The sequence below is a fragment of the Bradyrhizobium sp. WBOS07 genome (assembly GCF_024585165.1).
GTDB lineage: Bacteria > Pseudomonadota > Alphaproteobacteria > Rhizobiales > Xanthobacteraceae > Bradyrhizobium > Bradyrhizobium japonicum_B.
The window spans coordinates 5,370,286-5,385,687 of sequence record NZ_CP029008.1; the positions used below are offsets into that span (position 1 = coordinate 5,370,286).

Here is a 15,402-nt window from a genome sequence, read left to right on the forward strand (position 1 = left end):
CGAAAAAATATTCAGCGCGAAACCGCTGTCAAGATGTTCGAAGCTCGCACGCCGCTGCCACAACCTTCGGTTGGCGGCGGTGGCTCTGCGGCGACCGGTTCCGCCGTGCGATTGCCTTCTGTTGGCCGGCAATCGAACCTCGTGCGGCCATATTTGAGCAGGAGTGGTTTCTCGTGAGGAGGCGCTCCGATGACCAAAGCTCTGATCAGTGCTGTCGCAATGCTGGCCTGTGTGCCCGTGAGCGCGGTTGCGCAGGAACGCGCCGGCGATGCGGCCCTCGGCGCGGTATCCGGCGCGGTCGTGCTGGGACCGGTCGGGGCAGTCGCCGGGGCTTTGATCGGTTACACCGCGGGACCGTCGATCGCCCGTTCCTGGGGCATCAGAGGGTCGCACTCGGCAGGACATCGGCCGCCGCCGCGCCGCGCGGCCGCGACCAGGAGCCTGCCGCCCACGCGCCAAGCCATGAATGCCAATGGCCAGATGAGAGCTGCTGCCAATCCGGCCCCGCCGCCGGTTCAAGCCGCGCCAGCAGCGCCAGCGCAGAGCTCGACGCCGCCCGTTCAGGGCTTCGACTGAGACCGTCTTCTCAAGCCGATGCCTTCGGTTGCAGCCGCTTGCACCCCGACCTAGGTGTTTAGTCCCGGAGTGTGGGGGAATCAGTCAATCTGATCCCGTATTCCGGGAGGGATTATGGGACAGGTACTCCACGGCAGCGCCACGACAACGCATGCCATCCGAACTGCGATACAGCGACTTCGCCAAGCGGCTCAAAAGCCTTCGCGGCCTCACACCATTCGAGGCCATCTGTAAAGCATGGGGTGGCGAGCCAAGCCGCTTCAGTCGCGATCCGATCCACTTGACCTCGGGACTGAACACCTAGGGCTGGTCGAGGATCTTCTTCGCGGCGCGAAGATGCGGCCTGTCGATCATCTGGCCGTCGAGCCGCAGCGTGCCGGAATTGGGATTGCCGGCAAACGCCGCGATCACCTTCTCGGCCCAGGTCCGCTCAGCGTCCGTCGGCGCGAACGCCGCATTGACGATGTCGACATGCTTGGGGTGGATCAGCGCCTTCGCCGAAAAACCGTCGCGCCGCGCGGCGCGCGTCTCCTGCTTGAGGCCGGCGAGGTTGTCGATGTCGGTATAGACGGTGTCGATCGGGGCGACCTCGGCCGCGGCCGCCGCCATCAGGCATAGATCCCGCGCGAGGCGATAGGGGCTGTGGAACACGCCGCCCGACGCTTTCTCGGTGGCGCCGAGCGACGCCGAGAGGTCTTCCGCGCCCCACATCAGGCCGGCGAGGCGGGGGGAGCAACCCTTGTAGCTGCCGAGGCCGAAGATCGAGCTTGCTGTCTCCGTCGCGACGCAGACGATCCGCGTCGTGCCGATCGCGGTGCCGGCCGCAGCTTCCAGCGCTTCGAGCCAGGTCGCGACCTGGCGCACGTCGTCGCCTCCTTGCGATTTCGGCAGCACGATGCCGTCGGGCCTGCCCGGCAGCACCGCCGCGAGGTCGGCCAGCGTCATGCCGGTGTCGAGCGCGTTGACGCGGACATAGAGCTGGTGCGGGCCGGGACGGCGCTTCAGCATCGCAAGCGTCAAGGTGCGCGCCTCCGGTTTCTTCTCGGTGACGACGGAATCCTCGAGATCGATGATCAGCGCGTCGGCCCTGCCTTCGCTCGCCTTCTCGAATTTGCGCGGGGAATCGCCCGGCACGAACAGCATCGAACGCATCAGACCGGCCTCTTGTGCATCATCGCCATGCGGCGGCATTTGCCGACGATCTCGTCGTTCTGGTTCAAGGCATGGTGCTCGAACTCGACGATGCCCGCTCTCGGGCGCGATTTGGATTCCCTCAACGCAAGCACCTTCGTCGTCGCCCGCAGGGTGTCGCCATGGAAGACCGGTTTTGGAAACGTGACGTCGGTCATGCCGAGATTGGCGACGGTTGTGCCCATGGTCGTATCATAGACCGTCATGCCGATCATGATGCCGAGGGTGTAAAGGCTGTTGAAAATGCGCTGGCCGAACTCGGTCTTTTCGGCGAAATGCGCGTCGATATGCAGCGGCTGCGGGTTGAGCGTCAGCAGGCTGAACATGGTGTTGTCCATCTCCGTGACGGTTCGCGTCAGCGGATGCCTGAACTCCTGGCCCACGGAAAAGTCTTCGAAATAAAGTCCGGCCATCGCGGTTTCCTCCATGCGAAATAACGGCGCGCTCTTGGCGTCACGCCGCATGAGCCCATGCATGGTTGACACAGTTGATCGACAAATTCACGTATCTGCACCCGGGATTTCGAGCTAAAGAACGCAGGCGAGGGCACGTCGGGGCGCAGCAAGTCGCGATGGCCTTTGCGCAGGGAACGCGAAGAGAGGGGAGATGGCGTGGTCGCGGCTCCCAAGAAGGAGGCCGACACCCATGGATTTCGCGCTTACCGATCAGCAGGAAGCCATTCGCGATGCCATCGCCAGGATCTGCGAAGGCTTCCCGGATGCCTATTGGCTGAAGAAGGACCACGACGGCGGCTTCCCGCACGACTTCCACAAGGCCTTGGCGGACGCCGGCTGGCTCGGTATCTGCGTGCCGGAAGCCTACGGCGGCTCGGGGCTCGGCATCACCGAAGCTGCGATCATGATGCGCACCATTGCGGAATCGGGCGCCGGCATGTCCGGGGCATCCGCCGTGCACATCAACGTGTTCGGGCTCAATCCCGTCGTGGTGTTCGGCACCGAGGAGCAGCGCAAGCGCATGCTGCCCCCGATGGTCGAGGGCCGCGAGAAGGCCTGCTTCGCCGTCACCGAGCCCAACACCGGCCTCAACACCACGCAGCTCAAGACCCGCGCGGTGGCCAAGAACGACCGCTACATCGTCAACGGCCAGAAGGTGTGGATCTCGACCGCGCAGGTCGCACACAAGATCCTGCTGCTGGCACGTACCACGCCGCTGGAGGAGGTGCGCTCGCCGACCCACGGCCTCAGCCTGTTCTACACCGATTTCGACCGCAGCAGGATCAAGGTCCACGAGATCGAGAAGATGGGCCGCAAGGTCGTCGATTCCAACGAGCTGTTCTTCGAGGATTTCGAGATCCCGATGGAAGACCGTATCGGCGAGGAAGGCAAAGGCTTCGAGTACATCCTCGAAGGCATGAACCCGGAGCGTATCCTGATCGCGGCGGAGGCGGTTGGCCTCGGCAAGCTGGCGCTGTCGCGTGCGACCGAGTACGCCAAGACGCGCGTGGTGTTCAATCGCCCGATTGGCAAGAACCAGGGCATCCAGCACCCGCTCGCGGTGAACTGGGTCGAGCTCGAGGCGGCCTGGCTGATGGTGATGTCGGCGGCCTGGCAATACGACAAGGGCATGCCGTGCGGCGCTGCCGCCAACGCCGCAAAGTACCTCGCGGGCGAGGCGGGTTTCTCGGCCTGCGAGCAGGCCGTGATGACCCATGGCGGCTTCGGCTATGCCAAGGAATTCCACGTCGAGCGATATTTGCGAGAAATCCTGATCCCGCGCATCGCGCCGGTCAGCCCGCAGCTCGCGCTCAGCTTCATCGCCGAGAAGGTGCTGGGGCTCGCCAAGTCGTATTGAACGCGCCTTGGCGCAAGCGGCCTATTCGGCGGCGATTCGCTCCATCGCCATGGCGCGCAGCCTGGCGCGCTGGATCTTCACGCCATTGGCGCTGTCGGTGACCGGAAAGGCGTCCACGAGATAGATCCGCGCCGGGACCTTGTAGCCGGCGAGCCGCTCGCGCAGATGCGCGATCAACCTCTCTTGCAGCGGCGACTCCTTTGCCGGAATCACGAACGCGACGCAGCGCGCCTGGCCCTTAAGATCGACCGCAACCACCTGGGCATCACTCACGCCGGCGCAGGATTTCAGCTCATCCTCGATCTCGCCGGGGGCGACCAGGAAGCCGCCGAGCCGCATCGCATCGCCGGCGCGGGTCTCGTAGACGAAGGAGCCGTCGCCGCGCAGCCGGCCGATGTCGCCGGTGCGGAAGAAGCCGTCCGCGGTGATCGCCTCGCGCGTTGCGTCCGGGTTGTGGAAATAGCCAAGGAAGCGTGACGGCGCGCTGATCTCGATCTCGCCGGAAATGCCGCTGGCTGCAAGCTCGCCGGTCTCGGTGTCGCGCACGCGCACGCTTGCGGCGGGTGCCATCGGCCAGCCGCCGCCCTCGATGCGATCGGCGAAGGCATCGCTAGCTTGCGGGATGGCGAACAGGGCCTGGACCTCGCTCGACCCGTAGAGGCCGAACAGCGGCAGGCCACGGGATTCAGCCTCTGCCGCAAGCTCGCGCCAACCTGGCTGGAACGCGGCGAAACCGCAGAGCTCGAGATGCGGGAACGGGCGCGGCGCATCGGTGAGGGCGAGAATACGCCGAAACATCTCGTCGGAGCCGAAGGAATGCGTGATCCTTTGCTCGCGCAGAATCTCGAAGGCCGGCGCCGCCTCGAAGGCGTCGAGCACATGAATGGTTGCACCGGCCGCGACGAAGCCGAGCAGGCTGGTCATGCCGAAGGTGCCGCAGAACGGCAGTATGGCCAGCAGCGCGTGACGCTGTGGATCGAGCCGAAGCGCCTTGGCGACGGAGACGGCGTGGCTCGCCAGCGTCCGCTGCGAATGCGCCACCAGCTTCGGCCCCTTGGTGGTGCCCGATGTGGTGTAGAGCAGAACCGGCAGGTCAATATCGTCCTCGGCCGGCGACGCGGGCGGATAGAAGCTCTCGAAGGCGTCGAAGCGCACGCAGGGCCAGTGCGCCGGGTTCGCGTCCGCGCCGACCACGGCGAGTCGTTGCAGCGCGGGGACTTCGTGTTCGGCGATCCCGGCGAGGATTGCGGCAAAATCGATCGAACGGAATGCAGCCTCCACCACCATCAGCTTGGCGCCGGACAAGCGAAGTAGATGCGCGACTTCCGCACTCCGGTAGCGCGTATTGACGGCGGCGACGATCGCACCGCATCGGGCGGCGGCGAACAGCAGGGCGATCCATTCGATCCGGTTGACCAGCGAGACCGCGACGACGTCCCCCTTGCCGATGCCTTGCGCTGCGAGCCAGGCGGCGGTCTGCTCTACTCTTCTTGCGAAATCCGCGCGCGAGACCGGCGTGCCGTCGAATACGAAGGCGGGATCGGCGGCGGCCTCGGCCCGGATCAGCGATTGCAGCGAAAACGCATTGGCACTCATGGCAACGGGAGTAACGCGATCATGTAGAGCTGTCTACTTGGTGCCGAACATCCGGTCGCCGGCATCGCCGAGGCCCGGGACGATGTAGCCGTGGTCGTTGAGCCGCTCGTCGATCGCGGCGGTCCAGATCGGCACGTCGGGATGCTCGCTCTGGAATTGCGCGATGCCCTCGGGTGCGGCCAGAAGGCACACGAAGCGGATGTCGCGGGCGCCGCGGGCCTTGAGCAGGGAGGCGCCGGCGCAGGCGGAGTTGCCGGTCGCCAGCATCGGGTCCATCAGGATCACGGTGCGGTCGGACAGGTCCTGTGGCGCCTTGAAGTAATATTCCACGGCCTGCAACGTCTCGGGGTCGCGGTAGAGCCCGATATGGGCGATGCGCGCCGAGGGCATCAGCGCCAGCATGCCGTCGAGGAAACCGACGCCGGCGCGCAGGATCGGCGCCAGCGTGAGCTTCTTGCCGGCGATCTTGGGCGCCCGCATCGGCGCGATCGGCGTCTCGATCTCGACCAGCTCCAGCGGCAAATCGCGCGTCACCTCGTAAGCGAGCAGCATCCCGATCTCGTTCAGGATCTCGCGAAAGCTCTTGGTCGAGCGGTCCTTCTCCCGCATCAGGGAGAGCTTGTGCTGGACCAGGGGGTGGACGACGACGTTGACGTTGCTGGTGCTCATGAAAACGCTCTACACGGTTCCGTGAAATTGCGCCAGATCGCTCCACCCGGCCTTTATGAGATTCCTATAATTTCGCCGTCGCGATCGTCTCGAAAAACTATGCCTGCGGTGGCACCTCAGCACGGTCAAGAGCGCGGGCCGGTCGTGGAAGCCCACCCCTCCTTGCGCTCACCGGAGTCCCGGGAAAGCGGTTGCGCCGCACATGAGGCGCAACGAGGAGTATCGCCATGATGGACCTTCTGATGCTGGCGCTTGCCATCGCCTTCTTCGCCCTCGCGATCGGCTACACCTATGCCTGCGAACGGCTGTGAGGGAGCGGACCATGATCTTCGATTACGCGCTCGCTGGCGCCGTCTCGTTCGGCCTCCTGGTCTATCTCACCTACGCGCTGCTGCGGCCCGAGCGGTTCTGAATCGTGCTGCTGCTCGTTCAATTGCTGCTGGCCGACGCTGTGCTCGTCGCGGCGCTGCTCGCGCTGCTCCTGCCACTGTTGCGCCGAACCCAAAGCCTGAAGGTTTAATGCCATGACTGCGATCGGTTGGCTCCAGATCATTCTTTTCTGCGTCATCGTCGTCGCGCTCGCCAAGCCGCTCGGCTGGTACATGACGCGCGTATTCAACGGCGAGCGGACGTTCCTGTCGCCGGTGCTGCGCCCGATCGAGGCCGGCATCTACTGGATTTCCGGTGTCGACGAGAAGCGCGAGCAGCACTGGCTGACCTACACGGTCGCCATGCTGTTGTTTCATGTCGGCGGCTTCCTCATCATCTACGGCCTGATGCGGCTCCAGGCCATGCTGCCGTTCAATCCGGCCGACATGTCGGCGGTCGCGGAAGACCTGTCGTTCAACACCGCGATCTCTTTCATCACCAACACCAACTGGCAGAACTACGGCGGCGAGAGCACGCTGTCCTATCTGACCCAGATGGTCGGCCTCACGCACCAGAATTTCCTGTCGGCGGCGACCGGCATCGTGCTCGCGGTCGCGCTGATCCGTGGCTTTGCCCGGGCCTCGATGCGCACCGTCGGCAATTTCTGGGTCGATGTGACACGTTGCACCCTTTATATCCTGCTGCCGATCTGCGTCGTCTACGCGCTGTTCCTGGTGTCGCAGGGCATGCCGCAGACGCTCGGGGCCTATGTCGAAGCGACCACGCTCGAAGGCGCCAAGCAGACCATCGCGGTCGGCCCGGTCGCCTCGCAGGTCGCGATCAAGATGTTGGGCACCAATGGCGGCGGCTTCTTCAACGCCAACGCCGCGCACCCCTTCGAGAACCCGACCGCGCTGTCGAATTTCGTGCAGATGCTGTCGATCTTCGCGCTCGGCGCCGCGCTCACCAATGTATTCGGACGCATGGTCGGCAACCAGCGCCAGGGCTGGGCGATCCTCGCCGTGATGGGTGTGCTGTTCATTGCCGGCGTCGGCGTCTGTTATTGGGCGGAAGCCAACGGCACCTCGACCATGCACGCGCTGGGCCTGACCGGCGGCAACATGGAGGGCAAGGAGGTCCGCTTCGGCATCGTCGCGTCCTCGCTGTTTGCCGTGATCACCACGGCCGCTTCCTGCGGTGCCGTCAACGCCATGCACGACAGCTTCACCGCGCTGGGCGGCATGATCCCGCTGATCAACATGCAGCTCGGTGAGATCATTGTCGGCGGCGTCGGCGCCGGCATGTACGGCATGCTGCTGTTCGTCGTCCTCGCGATCTTCGTCGCGGGCCTGATGGTCGGCCGCACGCCGGAATATGTCGGCAAGAAGATCGAGGCGCGCGAGGTCAAGATGGCGATGCTCGCCATTCTCGTCCTGCCGCTGATGATCCTCGGTTGGACCGCCGTCGGCGTGGTCTATCCGGCGGCGGTCGCCTCCATGGCGAATGCTGGACCGCACGGCTTCACCGAAGTGCTGTACGCCTTCTCCTCGGGGACGGGCAACAACGGCTCGGCTTTCGCGGGCCTCACCGGCAACACCCTCTTCTACAATCTCACGCTTGCCAGCGCGATGTTCGTCGGCCGCTTCTTCATGATCGTGCCGGCAATGGCGATCGCAGGATCGCTCGCGGCGAAGAAATCGATCCCGCCGTCGATGGGCACGTTCCCGACCACCGGAGGCCTGTTCGTCGGTCTCGTCGTCGGCGTCATCCTGATCATGGGCGGCCTGACGTTCTTCCCGGCGCTCGCCCTCGGCCCCATCGTCGAGCACCTCGCGATGAACGCCGGTAACCTGTTCTGATCCAGCTTTTTCGGAGCAACCTCCATGGAACCCGTCCATAAACCCAACAAGCGCATGCCGGTGTCGGCGATGCTGGATCCCAGGATAGTGATGCCGGCGATCGGCGCGGCTTTCGCCAAGCTCGATCCGCGCGCCATGATCAAGAACCCGGTCATGTTCGTGGTCGAGATCGTTGCTGCACTCACCACCGTGATCTTTCTGCGCGATCTCCTGACCGGGGGGGACAATCTCGGATTCACCTTCCAGATCATCCTCTGGCTGTGGTTCACCGTGCTGTTCGCCAATCTCGCCGAAGCGGTGGCCGAAGGCCGTGGCAAGGCGCAGGCCGAGGCGCTGCGCAAGACCCGCACCGAGAGCCAGGCCAAGCTCCTGAGCGGCGCGGGCCGCGATTACAAGCTCGTATCAGGCACGAGCCTGAAGGTCGGCGATCTCGTGCTGGTCGAGGCGGGCGACACCATCCCCTCGGACGGCGAGGTGATCGAGGGCGTCGCCTCCGTCAACGAGGCCGCCATCACCGGCGAGTCGGCACCCGTGATCCGCGAATCCGGCGGTGACCGTTCGGCGGTGACCGGCGGCACGCAGGTGCTGTCGGACTGGATCCGCGTCCGCATCACGGCCGCCCAGGGCTCGACCTTCATCGACCGCATGATCAAGCTGGTGGAGGGCGCCGAGCGGGCGAAGACGCCGAACGAGATCGCGCTCAACATCCTGCTCGCCGGCCTCACCATCATCTTCGTGTTCGCCACCGTGACGATCCCGAGCTATGCCGCCTATGCCGGCGGCTCGATCTCGGTGATCGTGCTGGTCGCGCTGTTCGTGACGCTGATTCCGACCACGATCGGCGCGCTGCTGTCGGCGATCGGCATCGCCGGCATGGACCGCCTGGTCCGCTTCAACGTGCTGGCGATGTCGGGCCGCGCGGTCGAGGCCGCCGGCGACGTCGACACGCTGCTGCTGGACAAGACCGGCACCATCACGCTCGGCAATCGCCAGGCGACCGCCTTCCGCCCTGTCCGCGGTGTCACCGAGCAGGAGCTGGCCGACGCCGCCCAGCTCGCCTCGCTGGCCGACGAGACGCCGGAAGGCCGCTCCATCGTCGTGCTGGCCAAGGAGAAGTGCGGCATCCGCGGCCGCGACATGGCCGAGTTGGGTGCCACCTTCGTCCCGTTCACGGCGCAGACCCGCATGAGCGGCGTCGATGCCGGCGGCTCGTCGGTGCGCAAGGGCGCGGTCGATGCCATGCTGAACTATGTCGGCGGCGGCGCTCCGACCGCGGTCGCTTCCGGCAACATGGCGCGGGCGATGCAGCCTGCCGCGCTTTCCGAGCTCGGCCGCGAGATCCAGGCCATCGCCGATGACGTGTCGAAGTCCGGCGGCACGCCGCTGGCCGTCGCCAGGGACGGCAGGCTGCTCGGGATCGTCCAGCTCAAGGACATCGTCAAGGGCGGCATTCGCGAGCGCTTCGCCGAGCTGCGCCGCATGGGTATCCGCACCATCATGATCACCGGCGACAATCCAATGACGGCCGCCGCCATCGCCGCGGAAGCCGGCGTCGACGACTTCCTGGCGCAGGCAACTCCCGAGGACAAGCTCAAGCTGATCCGCGACGAGCAGGCCAAGGGCAAGCTGGTCGCGATGTGCGGCGACGGCACCAACGACGCGCCGGCGCTGGCGCAGGCCGACGTCGGCGTCGCCATGAACACCGGCACCCAGGCCGCCCGCGAGGCCGGCAACATGGTCGACCTCGACTCCAACCCGACCAAGCTGATCGAGGTGGTCGAGATCGGCAAGCAGCTGTTGATGACGCGCGGCGCGCTGACCACGTTCTCGATCGCCAACGACGTCGCCAAGTATTTCGCGATCATCCCGGCGATGTTCCTGGCGTTCTACCCGCAGCTTGGCGTGCTCAACGTCATGAACCTGTCGAGCCCGCAGAGCGCCATCCTGTCGGCGATCATCTTCAACGCGTTGATCATCATTGGCTTGATCCCGCTCGCGCTGAAGGGCGTCGCCTATCGCGCGGTCGGCGCCGGTGCGTTGCTCCGGCGCAACCTCTTGATCTACGGGCTTGGCGGCATCGTCATCCCCTTCATCGGTATCAAGGCGATCGACCTCGTCGTGACCGCATTGCACCTGGCTTGAATTCGTCATTGCGAGCGCAGTGAAGCAATCCAGAAGTGCCTCCGCGCTTGACAGCCTGGATTGCTTCGTCGCTTCGCTCCTCGCAATGACGGGAGAAATTGGAGAAAGCACATGTTCAGAGAAATCCGCCCCGCCATCGTCCTCTTGCTGGCGCTCACCGCCATCACCGGCCTGGCCTATCCGCTCGCGATGACCGCCATTGCCGGCACGTTGTTTCCCGTGCAGGCGCAAGGCAGCCTGATCGCGAAGGACGGCAAGGTGATCGGCTCCGCCCTGATCGGGCAGGAGTTCAAGGACGACAAGTATTTCCACGGCCGCCTCTCGGCGACGGTTGCGCCGGACCCGAATGATCCGACCAAGACGGTGTCGGCCCCCTACAATGCCGCCAATTCCGGCGGCTCCAACCTCGGCCCGACCAGCAAGGCGCTGGCCGACAGGTTGAGGGAGGACGTGGACAAGCTCAGGGGCGAGAATCCGAACGCGGCCGTGCCGGTCGACCTGGTGACGACCTCTGCCAGCGGCCTCGACCCTGATATCTCGCCGGAAGCGGCGCAATTTCAGGTGCCGCACGTGGCCAAGGCGCAGAGTATGCCTGAGGATCAGGTCAGGCAGCTCGTGACCGCCAACACCGAAGGCCGTCTGCTCGGCCTGCTCGGCGAACCCAGGGTTAACGTCCTGGCACTGAATCTCGCGCTCGATCGCATGGCCGCGAAGTAGCCGTCTAGGCTCGCGGCGCGCAGATGAATATATTGGTGAAATGGTCAGAGAGCGCCGCGATCCCGAACAACGTCCCTCTCCCGAGGCGCTGCTGGAAGCTGCGCGCCGGGAGGAGGGTGCGGGCGGCAAGCTGAAGATCTTCGTCGGCGCCGCGCCCGGCGTCGGCAAGACCTACGAGATGCTGCAAAGCGCCCACGCCAGGCGCAAGGCCGGCATCGACGTCGTGGTCGGCCTCGTCGAGACTCACGGCCGCGCCGAGACCGAGGCGCTGGTGCGCGGGCTCGAGGTGATCCCGCGCAAGCGGCTCGACTATCGCGGCCAGATCGTCGAGGAGATGGATCTCGATGCGGTGATCGCGCGCCGGCCGCAGATTGCGCTGGTCGACGAACTCGCCCACACCAACGCGCCCCTTTGCCGCCATCCCAAGCGCTATCTCGACGTCGAGGAATTGCTGTCCCATGGCATCGACGTCTATACGGCCGTCAACATCCAGCACATCGAGAGCCTGAACGACGTCGTCGCCCAGATCACCCATGTCCGGGTCCGCGAGACCGTGCCGGACTCGGTCTTCGGCCGCGCCGATGCCATCGAGCTGATCGACCTCACGCCCGACGATCTGATCCAGCGGCTGAAGGAGGGCAAGGTTTACGTCCCCAAGCAGGCCGAGCGCGCACTGGAGCACTATTTCTCGCCGGGCAACCTCACGGCGCTCCGTGAGCTCGCATTGCGGCGCACCGCCGAACGGGTCGACGAGCAGCTGCTCACCCACATGCAGGCGAATGCCATTGCCGGGCCCTGGGCCGCGGGGGAGCGCATCCTGGTCTGCGTCAGCGACGATCCGCGTGCGGCCGGCCTCGTGCGCTACACCAAGCGTCTGGCCGATCGGCTACATGCGCCGTTTACCGCGCTGTCGATCGAGACGCGGCGCTCGCTCCAGCTTTCCGACGAGGAGCGCGACCGGCTTGCCGATACGCTGCGGCTCGCGGAATCGCTCGGCGGGGAGGCTTTGACCATCCCTGGCGTCGGTCGCCGCATCGCCGACGACGTGATCAACTTCGCGCACGGCAACAACGTCACCCAGATCGTGATCGGTAAGTCGACGCGTTCGCGCTGGTTCGAGATGACGCGCGGTTCCGTCGTGCATGATCTCGTGCGGCGTGCCGGCAATATCAGCGTTCACGTCATCCCTGGCGACGAACTCTCCGGAGAGGCGGCGCCCAAGACGGCGGTGCAGACCGCGGCGCGATCCGAGCCGTTCGATCCGCTCCCCTATGTCAAGGCGCTCGGGATCACGGCGGTTGGCCTTGCGGCCGCGATGGGCATCAAGCCGTACGTCGGCGTCGAGAACGTCGACCTGATGTTCCTCACCGCAGTGGTGGCTGTGGCCGTGCGCTATGGGCTGTGGCCCTCACTGCTCGCGAGTGTCGCGGGGTCGCTGGCCTACAATTTCTTCTTCCTGCCGCCGGTCTACACGTTCACCATCACCGATCCGACCAACGTCGCAGCCTTCTTCTTTTTCATGCTGATTGCGTTCGTGGTGTCGAACGTTGCGGGTCGCGTGCGCACGCAGGCCGATGCCGCGATCGGCCGGATCAGGATGACCGAGCAGCTCTATGCCTTCAGCCGCAAGCTCGCGGGCACCGCCACGCTCGACGATGTCTTGTGGGCGAGCGCCTATCAGATCGCGTTGATGCTGAAGGTGCGCGTCGTGCTGCTGCTGCCGGAGGACGGGCTGCTCACGGTGAAATCCGGCTATCCGCCGGAAGACCAGCTCGATCAGGCCGACCTTGCCGCGGCCAACTGGGCATGGAGCAACGACCGACCCGCCGGCCGCGGGTCCGATACGTTGCCGGGTGCAAAGCGGCTGTTCCTGCCGATGCGCACCGGGCGCGGTCCGATCGGCGTCATCGGCATCGACAACGACCGCACCGGCCCGCTCTTGACGCCGGATCAGCGCCGGCTGCTCGATGCGCTGGTCGACCAGGGCGCGCTCGCGATCGAGCGGGTGCTGCTGGTCGAGGACATGGACCGGGTCAAGCGCACCGTCGAATCCGAGCGGCTGCGCTCGGCGCTGTTGACCTCGATCTCGCATGACCTGAAGACGCCGCTCGCCTCCGTTTTGGGGGCGGCCTCCACCATGCGCGATCTCTCCGGTGCCCTCTCCGACACCGAGAAGCGCGACCTGCTGGCCACCGTGATCGACGAATCCGAGCGGCTCAACCGCTTCATCGCAAACCTGCTCGACATGACCAAGCTCGAATCCGGCGCCATCGTGCCCAACGCGGCGCTGCACGACCTCGGCGAGATCGTCGGCAGTGCGCTGCGGCGCGCCGGCAAGATTCTCCACCGCCACAAGATTGAGCTGGCGCTGGCCGCCGATCTGCCGATGCTCCAGCTCGATGCCGTGCTGTTCGAGCAGGTGTTATTCAACCTGCTCGACAACGCCGCCAAATACTCGCCGCCGGAGACTACGATCTCGATCCGCGGCCGGCGTGACGGTGCCCAGGTCGTGCTCGAGATCGTGGACGAGGGGGCCGGGATTCCGCCCGACGAGCTCGAGAGTGTGTTCGACAAGTTCTACCGCGTGCAGAAGGGCGATCATGTCCGCCCCGGCACCGGGCTCGGCCTCGCCATCTCCCGCGGCTTCGTCGAGGCGATGCGCGGCACGATCTCCGCCGCCAACCGCAGCGACCGGCGCGGCGCTGTCCTCACCGTCCGTCTTCCCGTTCCGGCAGAGAGCCGCACATTGGATACCGCTGCATGAACGCTGCGCCGATCAAGGTCCTTGTCATCGACGACGAGCCGCCGATCCGTAAACTGCTGCGGATGGGGCTGACGACGCAAGGTTACGACATCCTGGAGGCGTCGAACGGCAAGGTCGCACTGGAGAAGCTCGAGGAAGCGCCGGCGCTGATCATTCTCGATCTCGGCCTGCCCGACATTCAGGGACACGAACTGCTGCGCACCATCCGCACCCGCAACGAGGCAGTGCCGATCGTGGTGCTGTCGAGCCGGGGCGACGAAGCCGGCAAGGTCCAGGCGCTCGATCTCGGCGCCGACGACTATCTGACCAAGCCGTTCGGCATGGAGGAGCTATTGGCGCGCCTGCGCGCCGCGCTGCGCCACCAGCTCCAGGTCAAGGGCGAACGCCCGGTGTTCCGCACCGGCGATCTCTCCGTCGATCTGGTCCGCCGCATCGTCAAGGTCGGCGAGCGCGAGGTTAAGCTGTCGCCGAAGGAGTATGATCTGTTGCGCGTGCTGGTGCAGCATGCCGGCAAGGTGCTCACGCACAGGTTCCTGCTGAAAGAGCTGTGGGACGAACTGACCGACGCGCAATATCTGCGCGTCTATGTCCGTCAGCTTCGCCAGAAGATCGAAGCCGACCCGGAACGGCCGCAATACGTGCTGACCGAGACGGGGATCGGGTACCGGCTCAAGGCGGGGGATTGATTTTCGCAGTGCCGTAGGGTGGGCAAAGGCGCAAAGCGCCGTGCCCACCATCTTTCGATTTCGACAAAGGTGGTGGGCAGGCTTCGCTTTGCCCACCCTACGATATCGAGCCCTGGGCGAGCGGTTCTCCTCAGCCCGCCTTCCTGTGCCGCGCCGTCGACCGGTGCGTCTTTCTCGCCGCGCGTTGCCGCCCGGTCGCGCGGCGCGCATGAGGTTTCGCTGCGGTCTTCTTCCCGCCGCGTCCCTTCAGGCTCTGCTTCAGCGCGTCCATCAGGCTGACGACGTTGCTCGGCCGCTCCTCGGGCTCGGGCAGTTCAATCTTCTTGCCGCTGGCCTTGCGCTTCACCAGCGCCTTCAGCGCGGTCTCGTAGTCGTCCCTGAACTTGCCGGGATCGAAATGCGCGGCCTTGGTGTGCAGGATGTGGCCGGCGAGCTCGACCATATCCTTGGTGATCTTCGGGCTCTTGATGTCGTCGAAGAACTGGTCCTCGTCGCGCAGCTCGTAGGGAAAGCGCAGCGTGGTGCCGAGCAGGCCCTTGCCGAGCGGCTCGATCGCGATGACGTGTTCGCGGTTGGTGAGCACGATCTTGGCGAGCGCCACGCGGTCCTGGTCCTTCATGGCGTCGCGGATCACCGCGAAGGCGTCGACCGCGGCCTTGCCGTCGGGCGCGATGTAGTAGGGATGATTGAGGTAGCGCTGGTCGATCTCCTCGCTCGGCACGAAGCTCTCGATGTCGATGGTGTGGTTGCTCTCGATCCGGACCGCGTCGAGCTCCTCCGGCTCGATCTCGACATATTTGCCCTTGCGCAGCTCGTAGCCGCGCCCCTTCTGGTCGCTCTCGACGACGTCGCCAGTCTCGGAATCGATCATCTGCTGCTTGAGCCGGTTGCCGGTCTCGCGGTTGATCAGGTGAAACCGCGTCTTCTCCGCCGCCGTGGTCGCGGGATAGAGCACGACCGGGCAGCTGACCAGCGACAGCTTCAACGTTCCCTTCCAATAGGCGCGCGGGGCCATTCCATT

At 65.5% G+C, this 15,402-nt stretch carries 13 protein-coding genes and 1 pseudogene; 9 read left to right on the forward strand and 5 right to left on the reverse strand.

From position 1 onward, the window contains the following. Positions 1-189: 189 nt before the first annotated feature. Positions 190-576, forward strand: coding sequence for a hypothetical protein (locus DCM79_RS25610; protein WP_257176895.1), 387 nt, complete (start codon positions 190-192; stop codon positions 574-576). Positions 577-760: 184 nt separating this feature from the next. Then, positions 761-880: pseudogene (locus DCM79_RS25615) on the forward strand (IS481 family transposase); the annotation flags it as partial. Here DCM79_RS25615 and DCM79_RS25620 read toward each other — a convergent pair. Beyond that, entirely contained in the window at positions 877-1,728 is an 852-nt protein-coding gene (locus DCM79_RS25620) for a CoA ester lyase (RefSeq protein ID WP_257176896.1), read from the reverse strand. The pseudogene DCM79_RS25615 and the gene DCM79_RS25620 overlap by 4 nt on opposite strands. Next, positions 1,728-2,180 (reverse strand): MaoC family dehydratase, encoded by a 453-nt coding sequence (locus DCM79_RS25625; protein ID WP_028138231.1) that lies wholly within the window; start codon positions 2,178-2,180, stop codon positions 1,728-1,730. The genes DCM79_RS25620 and DCM79_RS25625 overlap by 1 nt, the downstream gene beginning before the upstream one ends. Positions 2,181-2,412: 232 nt before the next feature. Here DCM79_RS25625 and DCM79_RS25630 point away from each other — a divergent pair, with 232 nt between their 5' ends. Next, the gene (locus tag DCM79_RS25630) at positions 2,413-3,579 is read left to right on the forward strand and encodes an acyl-CoA dehydrogenase family protein (RefSeq protein WP_257176897.1); all 1,167 of its coding nucleotides are present in this window, start codon (positions 2,413-2,415) and stop codon (positions 3,577-3,579) included. Between the two features lie 21 nt (positions 3,580-3,600). Here DCM79_RS25630 and DCM79_RS25635 read toward each other — a convergent pair whose 3' ends face one another. Beyond that, the gene (locus DCM79_RS25635) at positions 3,601-5,175 is read right to left on the reverse strand and encodes an AMP-binding protein (protein WP_257176898.1); all 1,575 of its coding nucleotides are present in this window, start codon (positions 5,173-5,175) and stop codon (positions 3,601-3,603) included. A gap of 33 nt (positions 5,176-5,208) precedes the next feature. Next, positions 5,209-5,844, reverse strand: coding sequence for a uracil phosphoribosyltransferase (upp, locus tag DCM79_RS25640; protein WP_257176899.1), 636 nt, complete (start codon positions 5,842-5,844; stop codon positions 5,209-5,211). Positions 5,845-6,166: 322 nt separating this feature from the next. Here upp and DCM79_RS25645 point away from each other — a divergent pair, with 322 nt between their 5' ends. From DCM79_RS25645 to DCM79_RS25670, 6 genes are all read left to right on the forward strand, one after another. Continuing rightward, complete coding sequence (locus tag DCM79_RS25645) at positions 6,167-6,256, forward strand: K(+)-transporting ATPase subunit F (RefSeq protein ID WP_018641117.1); 90 nt, start codon at positions 6,167-6,169, stop codon at positions 6,254-6,256. 112 nt (positions 6,257-6,368) lie between these two features. Further along, positions 6,369-8,072, forward strand: coding sequence for a potassium-transporting ATPase subunit KdpA (gene kdpA, locus DCM79_RS25650; protein WP_257176900.1), 1,704 nt, complete (start codon positions 6,369-6,371; stop codon positions 8,070-8,072). A 24-nt stretch (positions 8,073-8,096) separates the two neighbouring features. Beyond that, the gene (gene kdpB / locus DCM79_RS25655) at positions 8,097-10,214 is read left to right on the forward strand and encodes a potassium-transporting ATPase subunit KdpB (protein ID WP_257176901.1); all 2,118 of its coding nucleotides are present in this window, start codon (positions 8,097-8,099) and stop codon (positions 10,212-10,214) included. A 111-nt stretch (positions 10,215-10,325) separates the two neighbouring features. Next, the gene (locus DCM79_RS25660; RefSeq protein WP_257176902.1) at positions 10,326-10,931 is read left to right on the forward strand and encodes a K(+)-transporting ATPase subunit C; all 606 of its coding nucleotides are present in this window, start codon (positions 10,326-10,328) and stop codon (positions 10,929-10,931) included. 40 nt (positions 10,932-10,971) lie between these two features. Continuing rightward, a complete protein-coding gene (locus DCM79_RS25665; protein WP_257176903.1) occupies positions 10,972-13,695 on the forward strand; it encodes a sensor histidine kinase KdpD in 2,724 nt (907 codons plus the stop codon). Then, the gene (locus DCM79_RS25670; RefSeq protein ID WP_257176904.1) at positions 13,692-14,381 is read left to right on the forward strand and encodes a response regulator; all 690 of its coding nucleotides are present in this window, start codon (positions 13,692-13,694) and stop codon (positions 14,379-14,381) included. The genes DCM79_RS25665 and DCM79_RS25670 overlap by 4 nt, the downstream gene beginning before the upstream one ends. Positions 14,382-14,511: 130 nt before the next feature. Here the strand turns inward: DCM79_RS25670 and DCM79_RS25675 are convergent, their stop codons facing one another. Continuing rightward, positions 14,512-15,396, reverse strand: a complete 885-nt coding sequence (locus DCM79_RS25675) for a Ku protein (protein WP_257176905.1) — start codon at positions 15,394-15,396, stop codon at positions 14,512-14,514. Between the last annotated feature and the right edge of the window lie 6 nt (positions 15,397-15,402).